At 67.6% G+C, this 23,374-nt stretch carries 17 protein-coding genes and 1 pseudogene; 10 read left to right on the top strand and 8 right to left on the bottom strand.

Annotated elements, in window-relative coordinates:
• Nucleotides 1-6: 6 nt before the first annotated feature.
• The 3 genes from MRS60_RS09130 to MRS60_RS09120 form a co-directional block, all read right to left on the bottom strand.
• Nucleotides 7-726 carry a Bax inhibitor-1/YccA family protein gene (locus tag MRS60_RS09130; RefSeq protein WP_243564571.1) on the bottom strand — a complete coding sequence of 240 codons (720 nt, stop codon included), beginning with the start codon at nt 724-726 and terminating at the stop codon, nt 7-9.
• 86 nt (nt 727-812) lie between these two features.
• The gene (locus tag MRS60_RS09125; protein WP_347814837.1) at nt 813-1,166 is read right to left on the bottom strand and encodes a chaperone modulator CbpM; all 354 of its coding nucleotides are present in this window, start codon (nt 1,164-1,166) and stop codon (nt 813-815) included.
• A 3-nt stretch (nt 1,167-1,169) separates the two neighbouring features.
• On the bottom strand, nt 1,170-2,090 hold the full coding sequence (locus MRS60_RS09120) for a DnaJ C-terminal domain-containing protein (protein WP_243565615.1): 921 nt from the start codon (nt 2,088-2,090) through the stop codon (nt 1,170-1,172).
• A gap of 502 nt (nt 2,091-2,592) precedes the next feature.
• On the opposite strand from MRS60_RS09120, the gene MRS60_RS09115 reads away from it, so the two are divergent.
• From MRS60_RS09115 to MRS60_RS09090, 6 genes and pseudogenes are all read left to right on the top strand, one after another.
• Nucleotides 2,593-4,326 carry an ABC transporter permease gene (locus MRS60_RS09115; RefSeq protein ID WP_034184256.1) on the top strand — a complete coding sequence of 578 codons (1,734 nt, stop codon included), beginning with the start codon at nt 2,593-2,595 and terminating at the stop codon, nt 4,324-4,326.
• Nucleotides 4,327-4,334: 8 nt separating this feature from the next.
• Entirely contained in the window at nt 4,335-5,675 is a 1,341-nt protein-coding gene (locus tag MRS60_RS09110; protein ID WP_051983827.1) for an ABC transporter ATP-binding protein, read from the top strand.
• 142 nt (nt 5,676-5,817) lie between these two features.
• Nucleotides 5,818-7,539, top strand: a complete 1,722-nt coding sequence (locus MRS60_RS09105; RefSeq protein ID WP_243565614.1) for a bifunctional aminoglycoside phosphotransferase/ATP-binding protein — start codon at nt 5,818-5,820, stop codon at nt 7,537-7,539.
• Between the two features lie 317 nt (nt 7,540-7,856).
• On the top strand, nt 7,857-10,256 hold the full coding sequence (locus MRS60_RS09100; protein WP_034184302.1) for a phosphoketolase family protein: 2,400 nt from the start codon (nt 7,857-7,859) through the stop codon (nt 10,254-10,256).
• Nucleotides 10,257-10,754: 498 nt separating this feature from the next.
• Nucleotides 10,755-10,871, top strand: a pseudogene (locus tag MRS60_RS09095) (cytochrome C); the annotation flags it as partial.
• 55 nt (nt 10,872-10,926) lie between these two features.
• Nucleotides 10,927-11,301 (top strand): DUF3564 family protein, encoded by a 375-nt coding sequence (locus tag MRS60_RS09090; protein ID WP_243564570.1) that lies wholly within the window; start codon nt 10,927-10,929, stop codon nt 11,299-11,301.
• A 130-nt stretch (nt 11,302-11,431) separates the two neighbouring features.
• Here MRS60_RS09090 and MRS60_RS09085 read toward each other — a convergent pair whose 3' ends face one another.
• A complete protein-coding gene (locus MRS60_RS09085) occupies nt 11,432-11,743 on the bottom strand; it encodes a hypothetical protein (RefSeq protein ID WP_034184301.1) in 312 nt (103 codons plus the stop codon).
• 419 nt (nt 11,744-12,162) lie between these two features.
• Here MRS60_RS09085 and MRS60_RS35150 point away from each other — a divergent pair, with 419 nt between their 5' ends.
• Nucleotides 12,163-12,360 carry a hypothetical protein gene (locus MRS60_RS35150; protein WP_243564569.1) on the top strand — a complete coding sequence of 66 codons (198 nt, stop codon included), beginning with the start codon at nt 12,163-12,165 and terminating at the stop codon, nt 12,358-12,360.
• A 130-nt stretch (nt 12,361-12,490) separates the two neighbouring features.
• Here the strand turns inward: MRS60_RS35150 and MRS60_RS09075 are convergent, their stop codons facing one another.
• From MRS60_RS09075 to MRS60_RS09060, 4 genes are all read right to left on the bottom strand, one after another.
• A complete protein-coding gene (locus MRS60_RS09075) occupies nt 12,491-13,423 on the bottom strand; it encodes a carbamate kinase (RefSeq protein ID WP_105390109.1) in 933 nt (310 codons plus the stop codon).
• Nucleotides 13,424-13,436: 13 nt separating this feature from the next.
• Nucleotides 13,437-14,438, bottom strand: coding sequence for an ornithine carbamoyltransferase (locus MRS60_RS09070; RefSeq protein ID WP_034184252.1), 1,002 nt, complete (start codon nt 14,436-14,438; stop codon nt 13,437-13,439).
• A gap of 52 nt (nt 14,439-14,490) precedes the next feature.
• Nucleotides 14,491-15,714: an arginine deiminase gene (locus tag MRS60_RS09065; RefSeq protein WP_243564568.1), complete on the bottom strand. Its 1,224-nt coding sequence runs from the start codon at nt 15,712-15,714 to the stop codon at nt 14,491-14,493.
• Nucleotides 15,715-15,851: 137 nt separating this feature from the next.
• On the bottom strand, nt 15,852-17,345 hold the full coding sequence (locus tag MRS60_RS09060; protein WP_051983825.1) for a basic amino acid/polyamine antiporter: 1,494 nt from the start codon (nt 17,343-17,345) through the stop codon (nt 15,852-15,854).
• Between the two features lie 652 nt (nt 17,346-17,997).
• Here MRS60_RS09060 and MRS60_RS09055 point away from each other — a divergent pair.
• The 3 genes from MRS60_RS09055 to rbbA are packed head-to-tail and all read left to right on the top strand — an operon-like array spanning nt 17,998 to nt 23,374.
• Complete coding sequence (locus MRS60_RS09055) at nt 17,998-19,503, top strand: efflux transporter outer membrane subunit (RefSeq protein WP_175749451.1); 1,506 nt, start codon at nt 17,998-18,000, stop codon at nt 19,501-19,503.
• Nucleotides 19,500-20,573, top strand: a complete 1,074-nt coding sequence (locus MRS60_RS09050) for an HlyD family secretion protein (protein ID WP_034184249.1) — start codon at nt 19,500-19,502, stop codon at nt 20,571-20,573. The genes MRS60_RS09055 and MRS60_RS09050 overlap by 4 nt, the downstream gene beginning before the upstream one ends.
• The gene (gene rbbA, locus MRS60_RS09045) at nt 20,570-23,374 is read left to right on the top strand and encodes a ribosome-associated ATPase/putative transporter RbbA (protein WP_243564567.1); all 2,805 of its coding nucleotides are present in this window, start codon (nt 20,570-20,572) and stop codon (nt 23,372-23,374) included. Before MRS60_RS09050 ends, rbbA begins: the two co-directional genes overlap by 4 nt.

The following is a 23,374-nucleotide window of genomic DNA, read 5'->3' as shown; positions in this document are numbered from 1 at the left end:
GTTCGCCTAGCTGCGGCGGTTGCCGAGGAGCCGCATCAGCATCAGGAAAAGGTTGAGAAAGTCGAGATAGAGCGCAAGCGCCCCCAGGATCGCCTTCTTGCCGACGATCTCGCCCTCTTCGCCCGCTATGTAGAGGCGCTTGATGCGTTGCGTGTCGTATGCGGTGAGCCCCGTGAACACGAGCACGCCGATCACTGAAACGACGAACTGCAGCGCCGAGGAAGCCAGGAAGAGATTCACGACCCCCGCGATGATGATGCCGATCAGCCCCATGAACAGAAAGGAGCCGAAGCGTGAGAGATCGGCCCGTGTCGAGTAGCCATAGAGGCTCGTTGCGCCGAAGGTGGCCGCGCTGATGAAGAATACGCGTGCAATGCTCTCGCCCGTATACACGAGGAAGATGCCGGAAAGGGAGAGCCCGACCAGCGCTGCGTAGGCCCAGAAACTGATCTGCGCCGCGCCGAAACTGATGTGCTCGATGCGGAAGCTCAGGAACATGACCAGCGCCAGCGGTGCGAGCAGCACGACCCAGAACAGGGGCGTTCCGACGATCGAGCGGTAAAACCCCGTCGACGCGCCGATGTAGGCAATGGCGCCCGTCAGCGCCAGGCCTCCGGCCATATAGTTGTAGACGCGCCGCACATACTGTCGAAGGCCGACGTCGTCGCCCTCCCATACGCGCTGCGATTCTTCCGCTCGTGCTGCCTTGCGAAAGTCGTTTCCCATGATCAAGTCTCCTCGGATCGCAATCGTGGCGGCCGCGCTTCGTCATGGCCGCCCCCGTGATCAATCTCGCCCGTCGGGCAGTCGAATCAGGCGGGGCCCGCGGGCGGCCCCGATTCCCGATGCGCGGTCGGGGCCGCCCGGGTGCGAGCGCGCAGCGCATCGATCTCGTCGAGCAGATCGAGCGCGAGCGCGATGCCTGGCGGGTTGATCATCAGGTCCCGGGACAGGCGCTGCGCGATCGCGACGCGGCGCAGCACCGCGCCGCTGAAACGCCACTCTCGCGGACCGGCGCCGATCGGATCGAGCGCGCCCTCCGCGACCCACAGCGTCACTTCTTCCTCGGACGCGCCGCTCATCCGGCACAGCTCGACGAACGTCAGTTCGACGCACTCGTCGATGACCTGTCCTTGCAGACAGGCGGTTTCGGATTCTTTCATCATGCATCACCCGTAAAAATGCGCGCGCGGGTCGAAATCGAACGACTGGCGCATGGTGTCGTAGGCGGCCTTGCTTCGCTCGCTGTCGGCGGGCGGCAGCACGATATTCAGCTTCACGTACAGGTTGCCGGGCGGATCGCCGGGAATCCCCTTGCCTTTCAATCGCAGCCGTCTTCCGGATGGCGAATTCCCGGGCACGGTCACCGCGACCTCGCCGTCGGGCGTCGGCGTCGTGACCGTTGCGCCGAGTGCCGCTTCCCACGGCGCGACCGGGAGATCGACCGTCACATCCCGGTCGTCCACCTGAAACCGCGGATGGTCGCGAAACACGATCTCGAGATACAGGTCGCCGGGCGCGCCGCCGCCATGCGCTGCACCGCCCTGTCCCGCCAACCGGATGAACTGTCCGGCCCGGATGCCTTTCGGGATGGCGACGTTCAGCGTCCGCGGTTGCAGCCGCACGTGACCCTGTGGGTCGACGACCGGCACGCTCAGCGAAATGACGCGCTGCGCGCCGCGATACGCGTCTTCCAGATCGACGACGAGCTTCGCATGGTGATCGCGCCCGGCGTTGAGCGGCCGATCCTGCCTGGCCCGCCCGGCGGCGAAGATCGACGCCAGATAGTCGTCGAAGTCGGGCGGCGCACCGGCTCCGCTGAATTCGAACCCTTCGTCCCAGTTCGGCTGCGGGTGAAATGCGTCGCCGCCATGCCAGCCGGCGCCGAGTCTGTCGTAGGCAGCCCGCTTCTCGGGGTCCTTCAACACCTCGTAGGCCTGCCCCACTTCCTTGAAATTCGCTTCGGCATCCTGATGCTTGCTGACGTCGGGGTGATATTTGCGCGCGAGCTTGCGATACGCCCGCTTGATGTCGTCCTGAGTCGCGTCGCGCGCCAGGCCCAGCACTTCGTAATAGTCTTTGTATTCCATGAGAAAGATCTGGCGGTAAGAGCGATGGACCGGTCGGCGCATGCGTCGCTGCAGCCTGGCCGAGACGGCGCTCCGTGCCGCGAATTCCGGCATGGCGCGGCACGGCGGTGCGAACGTATCGTCCACGCGCGTTCACGCACCCTCCTTCGCAGCGTATTCAGCGATCCTGCAACGGGGATTGATCCATCTCAACGCGCACGCCGATGTCGCGACGGACCCGCGGCGCGCGTGGACGAAGCTTCCCGGGCGCCGGGCGCCGAGTGTCGAGTGCACCTGGTCCCGGACCGGGCGGATTCGCCGCAGCGGCGCATGGCCCGGGCGCTGCGCGTTCAACCGGCCGGATCGCGCCCGCCCGGGCGATACCTGACCCACTCGCATGAACCCGATCCGGCCCCCCGCGCCGTCGCCCGTCCCGAGCGGCTCAGGCCATGCTTGACCCATGTCAACGGCCCGCCGGCCAGCGTGGCCGACGATGTGACGAAACCGAACGGGGGGACCCACTTTGGAGCACCATGCGGACATCCTGCACGGCGGACACTGGCACCCGCGCGCGCCCGACTGGCGCGACCCGCTTGCCGTGCTGCTGGTGCTCGGCCTGGTGGTGCTCGTCGGCGCCGGCGCGCGGCAGATGGTCGGCCCTCTCGCGATCGCGCAGCACGCGAGCGTCACGCTCGCGCCCGACGCATTGCCGGGATACACGCTGCGCACGGTGATGCGCATGCTGGCCGCGCTGTTCGCGTCGCTGTGTTTCACCTTCACCTACGCGACGCTCGCCGCGAAGAGCCGCCGCGCGGAGATGGTGCTGATTCCGCTGCTCGACGTCCTGCAATCGGTGCCGATTCTCGGTTACCTGTCGTTTACGGTGGTGTTTTTCGTGTCGCTGTTTCCCGGCAATCTGCTCGGCGCCGAACTGGCGGCGATTTTCGCGATCTTCACGAGCCAGGCATGGAACATGGCTTTCAGTTTCTACCAGTCGCTGCGGATGGTGCCGCACGATCTGGACGAAGCGAGCCGCAGCCTGCGGCTGTCGGCATGGCAACGATTCTGGCGGCTCGAGGTGCCGTTCGCGATGCCCGGCCTGATCTGGAACACGATGATGTCGATGTCGGGCGGATGGTTCTTCGTGGTTGCCTCCGAAGCGATTTCGGTCGGCAACCTGCAGATCGCGCTGCCGGGCGTCGGTTCGTATGTCGCGCGGGCGATCGAGCAGCGCGATCTCCACGCGGTCGGCTATGCGATTCTCGCGATGACCGTCGCCATCGTGCTCTACGACCAGTTGCTGTTTCGGCCGATGGTCGCCTGGGCCGACAAGTTCCGCTTCGAGCAGACGGCCAGCCGAAGCGCGCCGCACAGCTGGGTGCTCGATCTGCTGCGGCGCTCCAGCCTGATTCGGCAGGCCAGCGCGCCGCTCGGCTCGATCCTGCAGCGGGCCGCGCACGCGCGCCTCGCGTTGCCGCGGCATGCGCTCACGCCGCGTCTGCCCTTGTCCCGGCGCGCGGGCGACGCGATCTGGCTGGCCTCGTGCGCCGCCGGCCTCGCTTGGCTGGTCTCGGTCCTGCTGCGCGTCGCCGTGCCGCGCCTGATGTGGAGCGATGTCGCCGTCGTCGCGCACGACGGCATGCTGACCTTGGCGCGGGTCGTCGTGCTGATTGCGATCGCGTCGATCGTCTGGGTGCCGCTCGGCGTGCTGATCGGACTGCGGCCAAGGTTGACGGAGCGCGTGCAGCCGATTGCGCAGTTTCTCGCGGCATTTCCCGCCAACCTGCTGTTTCCGATGGCGGTGTTCCTGATCGTGCGCTTCGGCCTCGCGCCGAAGATCTGGTTGAGCCCGCTCATGATCCTGGGCACGCAGTGGTACATCCTGTTCAACGTGATCGCGGGCACGACCGCGCTGCCGAACGATCTGCGGGAAGCCGCCGCGAGCCTGCGCCTGCGGCCGCATGCGTGGTGGCGCAAGGTGGTGCTCCCCGGCATTTTTCCGTATTACGTCACGGGTGCGATCACGGCATCGGGTGGCGCGTGGAACGCCAGCATCGTGTCCGAAGCGGTCAGCTGGGGGCCGACCGCGCTCGACGGAGGCGGGCTCGGCGCCTATATCGCACACATGACCGTTGCGGGCGACTACCTGCGCATCGCACTCGGCATCACGATGATGTCGATCCTGGTGATCGCCACCAACCGCCTGCTGTGGCGTCCGCTCTATGTGTATGCGGAACGCCGCGCCCGACTGGATTGAGTCCGCCCATGTCCGAACTTACGCCTGCTTCCATCCAGCCCGACGCCGCGCCGGCAATTCGCGAAGCGCCGCCCGTGATCGAACTGCACGATATCTGCATGTCGTTCGCCAAACCCTCGGGCGCACCGCTGCCGGTACTGGCCGGCGTCGACCTGACGCTGCGCGAAGGCGAGATTCTTGGCTTGCTGGGGCGGTCGGGGTCCGGCAAATCCACGCTGCTGCGCATCGCGGGCGGCCTCATCAAGCCCTCGTCCGGCCAGGTCCGTTATCGCGGCGCGCCGCTCGCGGGCCCCGCGGAAGGGATCGGGGTCGTGTTCCAGACGTTCGCGCTCTACCCGTGGCTGACCGTGCTGGACAACGTCGAGCTGGGACTGGACGCGAGCGGCTTGCCGCGCGACGTCGTTCGCCGGCGCGCGTTGTCGGTCATCGAGCTGATCGGTCTCGACGGCTTCGAATCCGCATTTCCACGCGAACTCTCGGGCGGCATGCGGCAACGCGTCGGGTTTGCGCGCGCGCTGGTCGGCGAACCGGCGCTGCTGTTGATGGACGAGCCGTTCTCGGCGCTCGACGTGCTGACCGCCGACACGCTGCGCCTGGATTTCCTGGATCTCTGGGCCGCGCGGCAGTTGCCGACCAAAGCGGTATTGCTCGTCACGCACAACATCGAGGAAGCGGTGCAGATGTGCGACCGCGTGCTCGTGTTGGGCGCGCATCCCGGCCAGATCGTCGCCGAGCTCGAGATTCCGCTGCCGCATCCGCGCCAGCGTCTCGACAGCCAGTTCCAGGCGCTCGCCAACGAAATCTACGCGATCCTGACCGCGCGGCTCGTCGAATCGCTCGATGCGCAGCGCAAGGGGCTGCCCGATTTCACGCAGCGGCTGCCGATGGTGTCGAGCCACCGCATCGACGGCTTCATCGAGACGCTCGCCGCCGGCTCGACCAACGGCTACACCGAACTGTCGAAGATCGCCGGGCCGCTGCTCAAGGTGAACGAACTGCTGCCCGCCGCCGCCGCGCTGCATCTGCTGGCGTTCGCGGAACTGCACGACGGAGCGATACGGCTGACCGCCGCCGGCCGGGTCTATGCGCAGGGACATGCGGCCGACCGCAAGCGGCTGTTGCGCGAGCATCTCGAGCATTTCGTCCCGCTTGCCAGCCACATCCGGGCAATCCTCGACGAGCGTGACGGGCACCGGGCGCCGCGCGAGCGTTTCGAGCTCGAACTGGAAGATCACCTGAACCGGCAGGACGCCGCGGATACGCTGCGAACCGTCATCGACTGGGGCCGCGCGTCGGGGCTCTACACCTACGACGACGCGACCCGCATGTTCGGAGCCGGCGATGACTAGGCGCGAAACCCGCCGGAACCGCGCCGGCGCGCCCGTCCGCGGACTCGTGCGGACACGGCGGCGAGCCCGGACCGGGGCGGCAGCCGCATCCGGCGGCCGGACGCCCTTCATGCGCGATTCATTGTCGAATCCCACGGAAATCATGTCGCTTGCCGTGCTCCCCCGCCGTTTGGGCCCGCTGCGAAAGCAGAACCGGTTGCGGGCCGCCCGCCGTCATGCGCGGCGGCTCGACGCGGCGCTGCGGCGCGCGTCCTTCTACCCGCACCCTGCCGGCCGGATCGAACGAATCGAGACGCATCTGTCGGTGGTCTACCTGGCCGGACGTTTCGCCTACAAGCGGCTCAAGCCGCTCGACCTGGGCTTTGCCGACTTCAGACCCCTCGCCGCCCGGCGCCGCAGCTGCGCCGCCGAGCTGGTCCTGAACCGGCCGCTGGCGCGCGAACTCTATCTGGGCGTCATGCCGCTCGAACGCACGCGGCGCGGTTGCCGGCTTGCCGGCTGCGATACGCGTGCGGTGGCGGCCATCGACTATCTGGTGAAGATGCGCCGTTTCGACCAGGCAGCGCTGTTTTCCCGCCTGCTTGCGGCGGGAGCGCTCACGAACGCTGATATCGACCGCGTCGCGGCCCGGCTCGCGAGCTTTCATGCGCGCGCCAGCAAGGACGTGCCGTCCGCCGCGTTCGGCAGCGCGGCCTTGCTGCACGCGCAACTCGACGCCGTGCTCGCGTCGCTCGCGGTCGGGCCGATGGCCCTGCCGGCCGCGCTGCGGGACAGCTATCGACACAGCTGCAGGGCACTCGCCCGTCATCTCGACGCGCGCCGCGCGGACGGCTTCGTGCGCGCCTGCCATGGCGACCTGCATCTCGACAATCTGGTCCGCCGGGGCACCGACGTGCTGATGTTCGACTGCATCGAATTCAGCGATGCACTCCGCTGGATCGACGTCGTCAACGACCTGGCGTTCCTGGTGATGGATCTGTGCGCGCACGGCCGCGCCGATCTCGCCCGTCGCCTGCTCAATCGCTGGCTGGAGGCGACCGGCGATTTCGCCGGCCTCGCGGCGCTGTCGCTGTACGTCGGCTATCGCGCGCTGGTGCGCGCGCAGGTGGCCGTGCTGCGCGCCGGTTCGGGCGGCCCGCGACTCACATCGGCACAAGACGACGACCTGCGCGTGGCCGGACGTTACATTGCGCTCGCCGCGCGCGTCGCAGACCGGCCGCCGCCGTATCTGCTGCTATGCCACGGCGTGTCCGGCTCCGGCAAATCCGTCGCAAGCCGCGCGCTGGCCGATCTGATCGGCGCGGTCCGCGTGTCGAGCGACAGCGAGCGCAAACGCACGCATCCGCTCGCTCCCGTCGAGCGCGGCGCATTGTCCGACGGCGCCTATGCGGCGCGCGCGATCGACGCCCAATACGATCGGCTGCGCGCGATCGCGGAGACCACACTGCGGGCCGGCTACCCGACGATCGTCGACGCCACCTTCCTGGCCCACGCCCGCCGGGCGCGCTTCGTCGCGCTTGCCGAGGCGCTTGGCGTACCGGTGTTCATCCTCGATTTCCGCGCCGGCCGGGCCTGCATGGCCGAACGCGTCAAGCGGCGCTGGCTGGCCGGAAGCGACGCGTCCGATGCGGGGCCGGCGGTGCTGGACGCGCAATGGCGCGACGCCGAGCCGTTGACGGCGCACGAAGCGGCGATCTCGCTTTCCTTCGACGCGGAGGTGCCGATCGATCGATTCCTGTCAGCGGGATACTGGCGGCCGCTAATGGCCGCGTTGCACGCGGAGCGGGTGCGCGCCGCCGCAGAAGCGGCGAAGCGCTCGTGCGTCGGTTCGTTGCCGGGGACGGTGCCGGCCTTCCCCGGTTGATTCGAGAACTGCGCAACTGCGCAACTGTGCTACGTGCGCCGAAGGCGGCGCGCATCGTTTTCCACGTTGCGGAGCCGCTATTCGCGTTACCGACGATCCCGCCGCCGGCCGCGGTCGGGCAGCGGCGGACATGTCCGGCGTGGGCCCTGCCAAATCGGCAAGATCGGCAAGCCGTATGACGAATTCGCCTGCCGGCCGTTGCACCGGCTTGATGACGATCAAGCGCCGCGCCGCGACTCACCGTACGGTGGATGCTGATCGATTCGTCGCGAATCGCACTGTCTTCCATGCGGCACGGCCGCTTTCAGGAGCGTTGCATGACCCAAGCCGACCTGGCCTCCCCCGCCCCGCTTTCCGACGCACTGCTGCATCGCATGAACGCGTGGTGGCGGGCCGCCAACTATCTGTCGGTCGGGCAGATCTATCTGCTCGACAATCCGCTCCTTCGCGAGCCGCTGCAGATCGCGCACGTCAAGCCTCGTCTGCTCGGTCACTGGGGCACGACGCCGGGGCTGAACTTCATCTACGCGCATCTGAACCGGGTGATCAACGCACGCGACCTGGACATGCTGTTCATCGCCGGGCCGGGCCACGGCGGCCCCGGCGTGCTTGCCAACGCATGGCTCGAAGGGGTGTACAGCGACACCTATCCGAACGTGCCGCAAAACGCCGAGGGCATGGCGGCGCTGTTCCGCCAGTTCAGCTTCCCCGGCGGCGTACCGAGCCACGTCGCACCGCAGACGCCGGGCTCCATTCATGAAGGCGGCGAACTGGGCTACTCGCTGTCGCATGCGTTCGGCGCGGCGTTCGATCATCCCGGGCTGATCGTCGCCTGCGTCGTGGGCGACGGCGAGGCGGAAACCGGGCCGCTCGCCACCGCCTGGCACTCGAACAAATTCCTCAATCCGGCATCGGACGGCGCGGTGCTGCCCATCCTGCATTTGAACGGCTACAAGATCGCCAGCCCGTCGATCCTCAGCCGCATCGGACAGGACGAACTGGAGAGCCTGCTGACCGGTTATGGCTATCGGCCGCTGTTCGTCTCGGGCGACGAGCCGATGGCCATGCACCAGCGCATGGCGGCCGCGCTCGACGACGCGCTGGACGACATTCGCGGCATCCAGAACCGGGCGCGCGGCGGACGCGAGCTCGACCGCCCTCGCTGGCCGATGATCGTGCTGCGCACGCCCAAGGGCTGGACCGGCCCGAAGCGCGTCGACGGCCTGAAAACGGAGGGGCACTTCCGGTCGCATCAGGTGCCGATCGCCGACCTGAAACAACCGGGACACCTGCAATTGCTGGAAGCCTGGCTGAGCAGCTATCGCCCCGACGAACTGTTCGACGCGGACGGGCGTCCGTGCGAGGCGATCCGGTCACTGTCGCCGGCCGGATCGCGCAGGATGAGCGCGAATCCGGTGGCGAACGGCGGCGGCGAAGCGCGCGAGTTGCGGATGCCGGATTTCACCCGCCACGCGGTGGCGGTGCCCGCGCCCGGGCAGGTCGATGCGCAGGCCACGCGCGTGATGGGCGGCTTCCTGCGCGACGTGATGTCCGCGAATCTGGCCGACCGGACGTTTCGCGTGTTCGGCCCCGACGAAACGGAATCCAACCGCTTGTCGGCGCTGTTCGACGTCACCGCGCGCACCTGGATGGCCGAGACCGATCCGGACGACGTCCAGCTCGCGCCCGACGGCCGGGTCATGGAGATGCTCAGCGAGCACACCTGCCAGGGCTGGCTCGAAGGTTATCTGCTGACCGGGCGACACGGGCTGATGTCGTGCTACGAGGCGTTCATTCATATCGTCGATTCGATGTTCAACCAGCATGCGAAATGGCTGAAGGCCTGCCGGGAAATCCGCTGGCGGCGGCCGCTGCCGTCGCTCAACTACCTGCTGACATCGCACGTCTGGCGGCAGGACCACAACGGCTTCAGCCACCAGGACCCGGGCTTCATCGATTTCGCGGTCAACAAGAAGGCCGACACGGTGCGCGTCTATCTGCCGCCCGACGCGAACACGCTGCTGGTCGTCACGGATCACGCGCTGCGCACCTGGAACCGGATCAACGTGATCGTCGCCGGCAAGCAGCCGGCGCCGCAATGGCTCGATCTGGATGCCGCGATCCGGCATTGCAGCACCGGCGCGGGCATCTGGGAATGGGCGAGCAGCGACGGCGAGCCGGATGTCGTGATGGCCTGCGCGGGCGACGTGCCGACGCTCGAGACGCTCGCGGCCGTCGACCTGCTGCGCACCCATCTGCCGGCGTTGCGCGTCCGGGTCGTCAACGTCGTCGACCTGATGACGCTGGAGCCCGCCGACGTTCATCCGCACGGGCTGAGCGACGCGGATTTCGACGCGATGTTCACGACCGACCGGCCGGTGATATTCGCGCATCACAGCTACCCCACCCTGATTCACCGGCTGACCTATCGCCGCACGAATCACGCGAATTTCCACGTGCACGGTTTCATCGAGGAAGGAACGACCACGACGCCGTTCGACATGACGGTCCTCAACCGGGTCGACCGGTTCCATCTGTGCGAGGCCGTGCTCGATCATGCGGGCGAACACGTGCAGTCGGGCGCGCTTTTCAGGCAGTACCTGCGCGACAGGCTGGTCGAGCATCGCCGCCATGTGGACCGGTACGGCGACGACCTGCCGGAAATCCGCGACTGGCGCTGGCCCGCGACGCCGGGAAGCCGGAGCCCGATGCCGTGAGCCGCGCGTATTCGCCGGGAGGCGGCCACGGTCTCGGGCCGATCGCGAACCGCGGCCGCACGCCCCGTCGTTACCCCGCCGACGCGTGCACGAACGAATCGCCCGCCGGCCGGCATCGGCGCGTATCGATGCGATGACGGCCGCACAGCGGCCGGCGCATGTCGTGCCGCGCTATCCGGGCGGGATGCGTGCCCCTTTCGAGTCGGACAGCCGGCGGTTGGCGCTTGCGGCTGCTGGCGTACCCGAGCGCCGTCCGCGAGGGTTTTCACCGGCCGTAGCCGCAGTCGGCATTCTTCCCCGGCGGCTGTTCTCCAAACCCTGCCTGACTTTCCATCCCGGGCGATTCCAGTCCGGCCGCGCGCCAGATCGCGAAGAACCGGTCGGCGAGCGCGTTCCCGCATTTGACCTGCATCAAGCGCCGGCTCGGGGCCACGCATAGACTGAGTCGGACTACTTGCCGGACACGCGCGCGACGACTACCGCTCCAATGACACACCGAGACCGGGCGGCCGTGCGCACCGGGGCGACGCCGCGATGCCGCCGCCCGCCGAGCACGGCGGCCCGCTGTCCTCCGAGGACGCGCATACGCTGATTCGCCGGGTCATGAGCCAGTAAAAGCCGCGACCGCCGGTGACGGCGACCGCCCTCCTTCATCGATTCGGAGCCCATTGTGCGGATCACGCTGCATCTCGATACTTTCGCCTGCGACAACCCGTCGGCCTATGCCATTCTCTGGATCGACACGGCCACGCGACGCTGGTCGCGCGAGGGTCATGCCGGAATGGACCTGCCCGCGTGGGGGACACTCGTCCGCGAAGGCAGCGCCACCCTGATGACGGGGCCCGACAACGCCGGCACCCTCTGCTGGCTCGACGATCTCGATCTCGACGCATCGTCCGGGCCGTTCGAAGGCCAGGCCGGCTGCGCGCGCTGGCTGCGCGACGCCATGCAGGCGCCAGTGACAGGCACATGGCGGGTGCAGTGGGTCGACGATACGGCGGAGACGCCGGAACACGAGGTATTCACGGGCGACGAGGAAAGTTAATCGGACCAAGGCTGCCGACTGCGCCGGCTCCGTCGACGCGGCGGATCAACACACGCCTGGCGAGTCGCCGCAAACCGCCGCGGGCCGGTGCATCGGGCCATGGCGAAGCACGCCCGATGCGCGGGACGTGTCAGCGAGAGTTTTCGTGGGTTCCAGTGGCCGCGCTCGTGCCGAGTTGCCGCTCGGCGAGGTCGAATGCCCGCTCCAACGCGTTCATGGGATCCGTGCCCGTCATATGCGGAACGGGACGGAGTTCCCCGTTGCGCGTGATCAGATCGAGTCGTACGTCATACCTCGGCTGGCGAGTCGACGCGCCCATGGCCTCGATCGCGAGATGGCAGCCGGCCAGTTGCGGACTGAACTGCTCGAGGCGCATCAGCTGGATGCTCGCTTCCGCTTCCAACTGAGTCGACCCGGCGAAGCCGAAGTAAGCGATTTGCATCCAGATTCCCATGTTCAGCTCCTGTTGATTGCGCCGATTGATGGCGAGAGCCGGTTCATCAGTGTGGTGCGCTCGCAATACTTGATTTCGTACTCGTACGTCAATCTTCCATGGCCACGGCACTGCCTTGTTGATGTGCGTCAACCGACGGACATCACCGCACGCTGCCCGACAACCGGCGCCGGTCGCGCAACGAACCGGCGGCTCGCGCCGACCGTGGTCAAGCAACGGATCGCACGCTTTCACCGTGAAACCGGACAGGCCGGAGCGCCGCAGGAACCGCGACGAAGAAACCCGCACCGATCGCTGCGTCGCTATCGCCCCGGGCCGCCGGCATCAGGCGGGGCCGGGGCGCTCGAGCGCACGCCGGCCCGCTCGGTATGCGGGGCGGACAACTGAATCTTCGGCGACACGCAGGGATGGACCCGCACGAACGTCGGGTCGGCTTCGACGGGAGGCCGCGCACCGGCATGCGCGCCTGCGCCGGATGCGAGGCCGGCAGCCGGCTGATCAGGAGCCTGTCGACATGGCAGCGCACCCGCAGCTGGCCCGACGGCGTGCCGAACAGCGCGCCGATCGCGACCTTCGCGATGCTGACGATCACGCCGCGATTGTGATTCGGCTCGAAGTCGGTTCAGGGCGTCAGATCTTCACGATGCGCGCCTGACGGAATCGCGGAGCCAATTCGTCACTCCGTCATCGGCATTGCTCGAATCCGCACGTTGGCAACCAGCGTCGCGAGTGGCCTCAACGCTCCACGAACATGCTTGCCTGACTGACCAGAACCGACGTGCCCGCCGTGTCGTCGACGAGCCGCGCGATATCCGAGAGCGCGCCGATTGCCGCGCGTCGCCCGGTTGTCCGCGCAAAGTCGCAGACTGCTTCGACCTTCGGCCCCATCGATCCGGCCGCGAACTGCAGCGCCGCGAGCGCTTCCGGCGACGTGCGCCGGACCATGCGTGCGTCGGGCGTGCCCCAGTCGAGGTAAACGCCCGCCACGTCGGTTGCGATCACGAACAGGTCTGCGTCGAGCTCGCGCGCGAGGAGCGCCGCACTGCGGTCCTTGTCGATCACCGCCTCGATTCCCCGGTGCCGACCGTCGTTCGCTTTCACGACGGGAATGCCGCCTCCACCCGCACAGATCACGATAGTCCGGGTCGCGAGCAGCGCGCGCACCGGTTCGATCTCCAGAAAGCGCAGCGGTCGAGGGCTCGGCACGGCACGACGATAGCCGCTGCCGTCGGCGACGATCGTCCATCCATTCGAACGTGCCGCTTCGGTCGCAGCCGCCTGCGTCAGCACCGGGCCGACCGGCTTGTCGGGCCGGTCGAAGGCGGCATCGGACGCACTGACCTCGACCATCGTCAGCAGCGTCGCGCATGGGCGCGATGCAGACAGCCGGTTGCGCAATTCGAGTTCGATCAGGTAGCCGATCATGCCTTCGGTCTCGGCGTCGAGCACGTCGAGCGGGAAACGTTCGGCAACCGGCGCCTGCCCGGACAATGCCGCGAGCATGCCGACCTGCGGGCCGTTGCCGTGCACGATCACGAGTTCGTTGCCGTGCGCGATGCCCGCGAGCTGGGCGGCGGCCAGTCTCACGTTTTCCTGCTGAGCGGCGGCGGTCATCGCCTCGCCGCGGCGCAGCAGCGCGTTGCCACCCAGGGCGACCACGATACGCATCGGTTCCCCTCCCCTAGCTCGCCAGCGTCGCGACCAGCACGGCCTTGATCGTATGCAGCCGGTTCTCGGCCTGCTCGAAGACGATGGACGCGTCCGACTCGAATACCTCGTCGGTCACCTCCACGCCGTCGGTCAAGCCGAAGCGATCCGCGAGCTGCTTGCCCACTACCGTATGAGCGTCGTGAAACGCCGGCAGGCAATGCATGAACTTCACGCGCGGGTTGCCGGCTGCCGCCAGGAGCGCGGCGTTCACCTGGTACGGCAGCAGCGTGCGGATGCGTTCGACCCAGGCCTCCTCGGGCTCGCCCATCGACACCCACACGTCCGTATAAATGAAGTCCGCGCCTTTCACGGCCTCCGCAGGCTGCTCGGTCAGCGTGAGCCGCGCGCCGGTTTTCGCGGCGATCTCGCGGCATTGCGCGATCAGTTCGTCATGCGGCCACAGATGCCGCGGCGCGCACAGGCGCACGTCCATGCCGAGCTTCGCGCCGACGATCATCAGCGAATTGCCGGTATTGTTGTGCGCGTCGCCGATGTAGCAATACGCGATCTCGTGCAGCGGCTTGTCGCTGTGTTCGTGCATGGTCAGCACGTCGGCCAGCATCTGGGTCGGATGGAATTCGTCGGTCAGCCCGTTGTAGACCGGCACGCCCGCATACTGCGCGAGTTCCTCGACGATGGCCTGGCCGAAGCCGCGATACTCGATCGCATCGTACATGCGGCCCAGCACGCGCGCCGTGTCCTTCATCGATTCCTTGTGGCCGATCTGCGAGCCGGTCGGGTCGATATAGGTGACGTGCGCGCCCTGGTCGTGCGCGGCAACCTCGAACGCGCAGCGCGTGCGCGTGGAGGTCTTCTCGAAGATCAGCGCGATGTTCTTGCCGGTCAGGCGCGGCTGCTCGGTTCCCGCATATTTCGCCCGCTTCAGGTCGCGGGACAGGTCGAGGAGATAGCGGATCTGGCGCGGCGTATAGTCGATCAGCGTCAGGTAGCTGCGGTTGTGTACGTTGAACATGGTGAGATTCCGTCTGTCGATATCGGCGCAAAATGCGCGGTCGAATGTGCGGTCAGAGCGCGATCGGATCGCGCGCCACCGGGCAGCTGAGGCAATGGCTGCCGCCGCGCCCGCGGCCGAGTTCGCCGCCCGGCAGCTCGATGACTTCGACGCCGGCCTGGCGCATCTTGCGATTCGTGTAGGTGTTGCGGTCGTACGCGAGCACGACGCGGCGATCCAGCGCGAGCACGTTGTTGCCGTCGTCCCATTGCTCGCGTTCGCTCTCGTAGCGGTCGCCCCCCGTCGTCAGCACGCGCAGCGAGCCGACGCCGAGCGCGTTGGCGACGACTTCCAGGAACCGGCCGTCATGGCGCTCGTAGCGCACCTGCCCGAGCGCGTCGCCGGGGTACAGGCTCGTGCAGCGGATCTCGTCGGCCACGTCCGGATAAATGCTGACGAAGTCCGCGTCGAGGAACGAGAACACCGTGTCCAGATGCATCGACGCGCGCGACTTCGGCAACTGGCAGGCGATCACGCGCTTCGCGCCGTGTCCGGCAAACAGTGCGCGCGCCACCTGCGTCACGGCTTGCGGGCTCGAACGCTCGCCCATGCCGATCAGCACCACGCCGTTACCGATCGCCATCACGTCGCCGCCTTCGAGCGTCTGTGTGCCGTGGTCGACGTCGGGATTGCCCCACCAGGTGCGAACCTGGCCGGCAAAACGCGGATGGAAAGCATAGACCGCGGCGAGCAGCAGCGTTTCCTTGCGCCGCGCCGGCCAGAACATCGGATGCAACGTCACGCCGCCGTAGATCCACGCGCTCGGATCGCGCTGAAAAATCAGGTTCACGAGCGGCGGAATCACGAAGTCGGACCGCTCCAGATAACCGCCGAACAGGCCGCGCGCGTCGAACGGCAGCTCCGATTTGGCGACGCCGCCGATCAGTGCGTCGGCAAGCCGCTGCGCCGGCATCGATTCGAGCCATAACCTCAGTTCCCGCAACATGCCGGTGCCGACTTCCTCCTCGGTGATGCGGCGATCGAGGATCCAGTCTCGCGCGTTGGTATCGAGACAGACTTCGGCCAGCAGGTGCTGGAATTCCAGCACTTCCACGTCCCGTTCGCGCAGCACACGCACGAAGGTCTGGTGATCCTCGATCGCCTTGTCGACCCACAGCACGTCGTCGAACAGCAAGGAGCCGCAGTTGGCCGGCGTGAGCCGCCGATGAGCGAGGCCCGGCGCGCACACCATCACGGTGCGCAGCTTGCCGGCTTCGGAGTGAACGCCCAATGTCATGGTTTGATGGTCCTTGATCCTGAAGTAGTGGTTAGATCGCGACGGCGGTCGGGAGTCGCATGCGGCCGTCGCGTCCATGCCCGCCGTCGAGATTCCGGGTCACGCTGTCGAAACCCGGAAGCCGGCGGGCGCGCGCATCAGCCGACCGACACGATGCCCTTCGCGAACAGCACGACCGCGCTTACCGCGACCGCAAGCAGCACGACGGCCGCCACGCGTTCGCGAGCGGTGAAGACGTTCGACTGCGGATCCTTCTCGCGCTGCGCATACCAGAACACCGGGATGCCGACGACGAAGAAAATGGTGGACATCAGCAGATAGGTCGGGCCGGCCGCATAGAGCAGCCAGGCCGCATAAACGGTTCCCAGCACGCCGGTCCAGATCGACGCGCGCTTGCCCTCGCCCGCCCGCTCGTGAAAGCCCTTTTGCGTGGCGCACTTCCACAGAAAGCCGGTGCTCGCGAGATACGGCGGCAGGATCATGACCCCGGCCACACTGATGAGCCAGATCCATGCGTCATGCGCGAACAGCACGACGAACATCATCACCTGCATCACCGCGCTCGACAGCCATAACGACGGCGCGGCCGCGTGATGCCGGTTCTCGCGGGACAGGAAGCGCGGGAAAATGTTGTCCTTGGCAGCCGCAAAGGGCAGTTCGGCGACGAGCACCGTCCACGCGAGCCAGCAGCTCAGTACCGAAAACAGCAACGCGACGACGATGAAGATCGCGCCCCAGTGCCCGACGAGCTGCTCCAGCACATACGCGGAGGACGGGTTCTGCAGGCCGGCCAGCTGGTGCTGGGACATGACGCTGAACGGCAGCGCCGAAAGCAGGAAGTAGAGCGTCGTGCAGACCGCGAGCCCGATGAACGTCGCGGTACCCACTTCGTGCTGGTTGCGCGCCCGATCGGACACGACCACGGCGCCCTCGATGCCGATGAACACCCACAGCGTGACCAGCATCGTGCTCTTGATCTGCGCGAGCGTGCTGCCCAGGTGTTGCTGCTGCCCCCAGACGTCGAACGTGAAGTGCCCTTTCTGGAAGAACAGCGCGATCACGACGATCGCGATCGACAGCGTGACGATGTTGACGATGCTCGCCATCGTGTTGAGGATCGCCACCCGCTTCACGCCGGAGAGCACCATGAAGTGCAAGACCCAGATCAACAGGGAACCGCCCACGATCGACTGCCAGTTCTTGCCGTCGAGCACCGGAAAGAAATATCCCAGCGTCTGCATGATGAGCACCGCGAACGCGACGTTGCCGAATGCGGAACTGAGCCAATACCCCCACGCCATCTCGAAGCCGGCGAACTTGCCGAAACCTTCTCGTGCATAGGAATAGATGCCGGCAGTCAGGTCGGGACGCTGGTCCGCCAGCGTGCGGAACGCGTTGGCCATGAAGAACATGCCGACGAGCGTGATGGCCCATGCGATCGCAATGGCGCCCAGGCCGGCGCCCGCGGCCATGTTCTGCGGCAGGTTGAAGGCACCGCCGCCGATCATCGAGCCGACGACGATGCCGCTCAACAGCAGCAGGCCGAGCTTGCGCGTTTCCGGGCCGCCGGCCGCCGGCTTCGACGGCTGCTGGCCGTCGACCGGCGGTTTTTCGACTACAGGTTGGCTCATACCAGTTCTCCGAATGCGTTGACTTGGCCTGGCCACGGCATGCGACTGGATGCTGCGACGTCGCACCGTAACGGGCGCTCTTCCCGGCTGCGGGCAGCGCAACCGGCCGATGCGTTTTCGTCGAAACGAACGGGAAACGCGTCGGTAACAAACCGTGGTCCAATCAGGAAGAATTGGAGTCCTACTTATATCGATCGATGCGACCGGGATCGAAGCAAACCGGATATCGACGGCATCACTCGACAGGCAAGCGGGGTATGCCGGTGCAAGTGCAACGCCGTGGCGCCCGCCGATTCCAATGACGATAGTAGGTACCGAATCGCCGATGTCGGTTGACTCATGTCAAGGGGGAACCCGGGGGCGGCAACGGAGATGCGCGGGGAGCCTGCAAGCGGTCGGCGGTGGATTGGCGGATGCGTCGACTCTTTGCACTTCTTCCCCCAGCGGTTTGCTCGAGTCCGGCGTACGACGCTACCCGTAGGGTTGATACATTTCCGGCGCAGATGTCAAGCGAAGCACCGCTCGAAACGCATCCCCGCCGAAGTGATACAGATCAAGGGCGGGGACCGCTATCGTCGGATATAAGTGAACCCGAAGCGGCGACGCCACGAGGCGGCGCCATCCCGTGTTCCCGTATTCGCCGAGGCATTCCATGCGCGCCATCGCGCTTCCCGCTGACTTCCACATCGCCGTTGCGCGGTGCGTGCGTTTCGTTGCGATGACAACGGGCGCGGGACTGCTTTCGGGATGCCTGTCGCTTGCGCCGCCCGACGAGCGTCCCGCCGCGCCGATCCCTGCCGCATTTCCGGATCCATCCGTCAGCGTCAACGCCAACGCCCCGGTCGCGGCGCAGGTGCCGGCGTGGCAGCAATACTTCGTCGATGCGCGTCTTCGCGCGTTGATCGCACAGGCGCTGACCGACAATCGCGATCTGCGCGCGGCCGTCGCGCGCGTCGAGCAGGCACGCGCCGTCTATGGCATCCGCCGCGCGGACCAGTGGCCGTCGATCGATGCGGGCGCCGCCTACGCGCGGTTTCGTACACCGGGCGGCTTCCTGTCCCCGACGCCCATGATCGGCCAGGTCTACGAGGTTCGGCTGGCCGAGACGCAATGGGAGATCGATTTCTGGGGCCGTGTGCGCAACCTGAAAGACGCGGCGCTCCAGCGCTACCTGGCGAGCGATGCGGCCCGGCGAGCCGCGACGCTGAGCGTGATCACCGCGGTCGCGGACGCGTACCTGACCCTGTGCGAGCTCGACGAACGCATCGCGCTGACCCGCGCGACGATCGACACGCGGCGCGAATCGCTGCGGATTTTCCGGCTTCGCCAGGCGGCCGGCGCGATTTCGCGACTCGACCTGACGCAATCGGAGATCCTACTGCAGCAGGCGGAATCCCTTGGGGTCCAGTTGCAGCAGGCACGCGCGTCGGCTGCCGATGCGCTGGCGTTGCTCGTCGGCGGGCCGCCGGATCTGCCCGACGCGCCGCTCGCGCTCGACGACGGCGCGGTGACGCCGTCGCTCGCCCCCGGCCTGCCTTCGTCGCTGCTCGCCAACCGTCCGGACGTGATTGCGGCCGAGCACGAGTTGCAGGCGACGCGCGCGAACATCGGCGCAGCGCGCGCCGCATTCTTTCCCCGCATCGCATTGACGAGCTCGATCGGCTCGGGCAGCAGCGCGCTGCATGATCTGCTGTCGTCCGGCGCCGGCGTATGGTCGATCGTCCCCACCGTGACGCTGCCGCTTTTCGACGGCGGCCGAAACCGCTCGAATCTCGCCCTTGCGCATGCGCAGCGCGACGAGGCGCTCGCGAAGTACGAAAAGACGCTGCAAGGCGCCTTCCGCGACGTGTCCGACGCGCTCGCGTCCCGCTACTGGCTGGCGGACCAGGTACGCATCGAGCGCGCCACGCTGGCCTCCCAAACCGAACGGGCGCGCCTGGCGAAGCTGCGCTACGACAGCGGCGCCACACGGTTCCTCGAAGTGCTCGACGCGCAACGGGACCTGATGAACGCGGAGCAGCAATGGGTGATGGCGCGCCGTGCGCTGCTGTCGAGCCGCGTCGCGCTGTACGGCGCGCTCGGCGGCGCGACGCACGAGGACGACGAGGCCGCCGCGTCGCCGATCAACACTTCGACCGATCCGGATTCCACACGATGAAAACCATCAAGCGCCCTCTTCTGATCGGTGCCGGCGCCGCCGTGCTCGCGATCGGCCTGATCTACTACGGGTGGACACGCTGGCGCGACGGACACGCGGATGCCGGCCTGGTGAGCGGCAACGGCCGGATCGAGGCGACCGAGATCGACGTCGCGACCAAGCTGCCGGGGCGCGTCGCCGCGATGCTCGTCGACGAAGGCGACTTCGTGAAGGCCGGGCAGCCACTCGCGCACATGGACGTCGTCGTGCTGCAGGCGCAGCTCGACGAAGCGCGCGCCAGGGAGCAGCAGGCGGTGAACACCGCGGCGAGCGTCGACGCGCAGGTCGCGCAGCGGCGCAGCGACAAGGCTGCCGCGGCGGCCGTGGTCGTGCAGCGGGAAAGCGAACTCGACGCGGCGACGCGGCGGCTCGCGCGTTCCGAAACCCTGTCGCGCGACGGTGCGTCGTCGCTGCAGGAGCTCGACGACGATCGCGCGCGCGCCGGCAGCCTGCGGGCAACCGTGAGCGCCGCGCGTGCGCAGGCGGAAGCCGCGCAGGCCGCGATCGACGCCACGAAGGCCCAGCTGGTTGCGGCGCGCTCCGCCGTGACGGCCGCGCAGGCGACCGTCGCGCGCGTGCAGGCCGACATCTCGGACAGCGATCTGACGTCGCCGCGCGACGGGCGCGTCCAGTATCGCGTGGCCGAATCGGGCGAGGTGCTGCCGGCAGGCGGCAAGGTGCTCAACGTCGTCGACCTGTCGGACGTCTACATGACGTTCTTCCTGCCCGAAACGGTCGTCGGTCGAGTGCCGCTCGGCGCCGACGTGCGGATCGTGCTCGACGCCGCGCCGGAATACGTGATTCCGGCACGTGTGTCGTACGTGTCGAGCACCGCGCAGTTCACGCCGAAGACGGTCGAGACGGCCACCGAGCGGCAGAAGCTGATGTTCCGCGTGAAGGCGCGCATCGACCGCGATCTGCTGCAGCGCCATCTGAAGCTCGTCAAGACCGGGCTGCCGGGTGTCGCGTGGCTGAAGGCCGATCCGAACATGGCGTGGCCCGAGCGCCTCGCGATCAGGGTGCCGCAATGAAATCGATGTCGCCGGCCGGCGCCGACGCCGGATCGACCGAAGGCCCGCCTGTTGCGGGTGCGCCCGGCGCGGTCGTACGGCTGTCGGGCGTCTCGTTGCGATACGGCGGCAAGTACGCGCTCGACGACGCGACGCTCGAGATTCCGGCCGGCCGCATGGTCGGGCTGATCGGGCCGGACGGGGTCGGCAAGTCGAGCCTGCTCGCGCTCGCTTCCGGCGCGCGCGAGGTCCAGCAGGGTCAGGTCTGGACCCTCGACGGGGATCTGTCGTCGCGACGCCACCGCGAACGCGTCTGCCGGCGGATCGCGTACATGCCGCAAGGCCTGGGCCGGAACCTGTATGCGACGCTGTCGGTCGAGGAAAACCTGCAGTTCTTCGCGAGACTGTTCGGCCACGATGCGGCGGAGCGCCGCCGCCGGATCGACGCGCTCACGCGCAGCACCGGCCTCCACCCGTTCCTCGACCGTCCCGCCGGCAAACTGTCCGGCGGCATGAAGCAGAAGCTCGGGCTGTGCTGCGCATTGATTCACGATCCCGACCTGCTGATCCTCGACGAGCCGACGACCGGCGTGGATCCGCTCTCGCGCGCGCAGTTCTGGGAACTGATCGGACGCATTCGCGCCGCTCGCCCGGCGATGAGCGTACTGGTCGCCACCGCGTACATGGACGAGGCCCGGCGTTTCGACTGGCTGATCGCGATGGACGCCGGCCGCGTGCTGGCGACGGGCAGCCCCGGCGAACTGCTCGCGCATACCGGTTGCGACACGCTGGAAGCCGCGTTCGTCGCGTTGCTCCCGGACGCGCGCCGGCGCGGGCACCAGCCGATCCGGATCGAGCCTTTTCAGCCCGATGCTTCCGCCGGTTATGCGATCGAGGCCGAGGCGCTGACGATGCGGTTCGGCGATTTCGTCGCGGTCGATCACGTGAGCCTGCAGATCCGCCGCGGCGAAATCTTCGGTTTTCTCGGCTCGAACGGCTGCGGCAAATCGACGACCATGAAGATGCTCACGGGGCTGCTGCCCGCATCCGAAGGCACCGCGACGCTGTTCGGCCGACCGGTCGCCGCGGACGACATCGACACCCGCCGGCGAGTCGGCTACATGTCGCAAGGGTTTTCGCTGTACGGCGAACTGACCGTCCGGCAGAACCTCGTGCTGCATGCCCGCCTGTTCGGCGTACCGGAGCCGGAGGTATCCGGGCGGGTCGCCGAAATGGTCGAGCGCTTCGGGCTCGCCGACGCGCTCGACTCACTGCCCGAGCAGCTGCCGCTCGGCATGCGGCAGCGGCTGTCCCTCGCGGTGGCGATGGTGCACAAGCCCGAACTGCTGATCCTCGACGAGCCGACGTCCGGCGTGGATCCCGTCGCACGGGATGATTTCTGGCGACTGATGATCGAGCTCGCGCGGCACGATCGCGTGACGATCTTCATTTCGACGCACTTCATGAACGAGGCCGAGCGCTGCGATCGCATCTCGCTGATGCACGCGGGCCGCGTGCTCGCGAGCGCCGCGCCCGCGGAACTGGTTCGCATGCGCGGCGTCGGCACGCTCGAAGAGGCGTTCATCGGATACCTGACCGATGCGCAGCAAGCGGACGGCGCGTTGACGGAGGCACCGTCCGACGCCGGCTGGCTTGCCGCGCCGCCCGAGGCGGCAGGCACAAGCCACGGGGCCGCGTGGTTCAGCCCGGCGCGCGCCGGCAGTTATCTGTGGCGTGAGGTGCTGGAGCTGCGCCGCGACCCGCTGCGCGCGACGCTGGCGCTGTTCGGTTCGCTCGTGCTGATGTGCGTGATCAGCATCGGCATCAGTCTCGACGTCGACAACCTGACGTTCGCGGTGCTCGACCGCGACCAGTCGATCCTGAGCCAGGACTATGCGCAGAACCTCGCCGGCTCGCGCTATTTCGTGCCGCGCGCGCCGCTCGCGGACGATCGCGACATCGATCGCCGCATGCGCGGCGGCCACCTGTCGCTCGCGATCGAGATCCCGCCCGGGTTCGCACGCGATGTCGCGCGCGGCCGGCGCGTCGAGATCGGCGCATGGGTCGACGGTGCGATGCCGATGCGCGCGGAGACGATCCGCGGCTATGTCGCCGGCATGCACGAGAACTGGCTGCGCGACCAGGCGAAGCGCCGGCTCGGCGCGTCGCTCGTCCCCGCGGTCGACGTCGCCGTTCGTTATCGCTACAACCCGGACGTCAAGAGCCTGCCGGCGATGATTCCGGCGATCATGCCGATGCTGCTGCTGATGCTGCCCGCGATGCTCACGGCGCTCGCGGTCGTGCGGGAACGGGAGCTCGGTTCGATCGTCAACCTGTACGTGACGCCGGTCACGCGGGCCGAGTTCCTGCTCGGCAAGCAGGCGCCCTACGTGATGCTGGCGATGCTGAATTTCCTGCTGATGGTCGTGCTGGCCGACGTCGTGTTCGGCGTGCGGATCAAGGGAAGTTTTGCGACGCTGACGGTCGCGGTGCTGATATTCAACGTCGTGGCCACGGGCATCGGGCTGTTCGCGTCGACCTTCACCCGCAGCCAGATCGCCGCGATCTTCATGACGATCATCGGCACGCTGATCCCCGTCGTGCAGTTCTCGGGCCTGCTCACGCCGCTGTCGTCGCTCGAAGGCAGCGGCAAGTGGATCGGTACGATCTACCCGGCCACCTACATGCTCGCGATCAGCCGCGGCGTTTACAACAAGGCGCTCGGGCTGGCCGACCTGTCGTCCCAGTTCTGGCCGCTGCTCGCGGCGGCACCGGTCATCCTGATCATGACCGGTCTGCTGCTGCGCAAACAGGAGCGCTGA

The organism is Burkholderia pyrrocinia (assembly GCF_022809715.1).
Taxonomy (GTDB): Bacteria; Pseudomonadota; Gammaproteobacteria; order Burkholderiales; family Burkholderiaceae; genus Burkholderia; species Burkholderia pyrrocinia_C.
The sequence above is the reverse complement of the archived record's forward strand: the minus strand, read 5'-3'. Positions and strand labels throughout refer to the sequence as shown.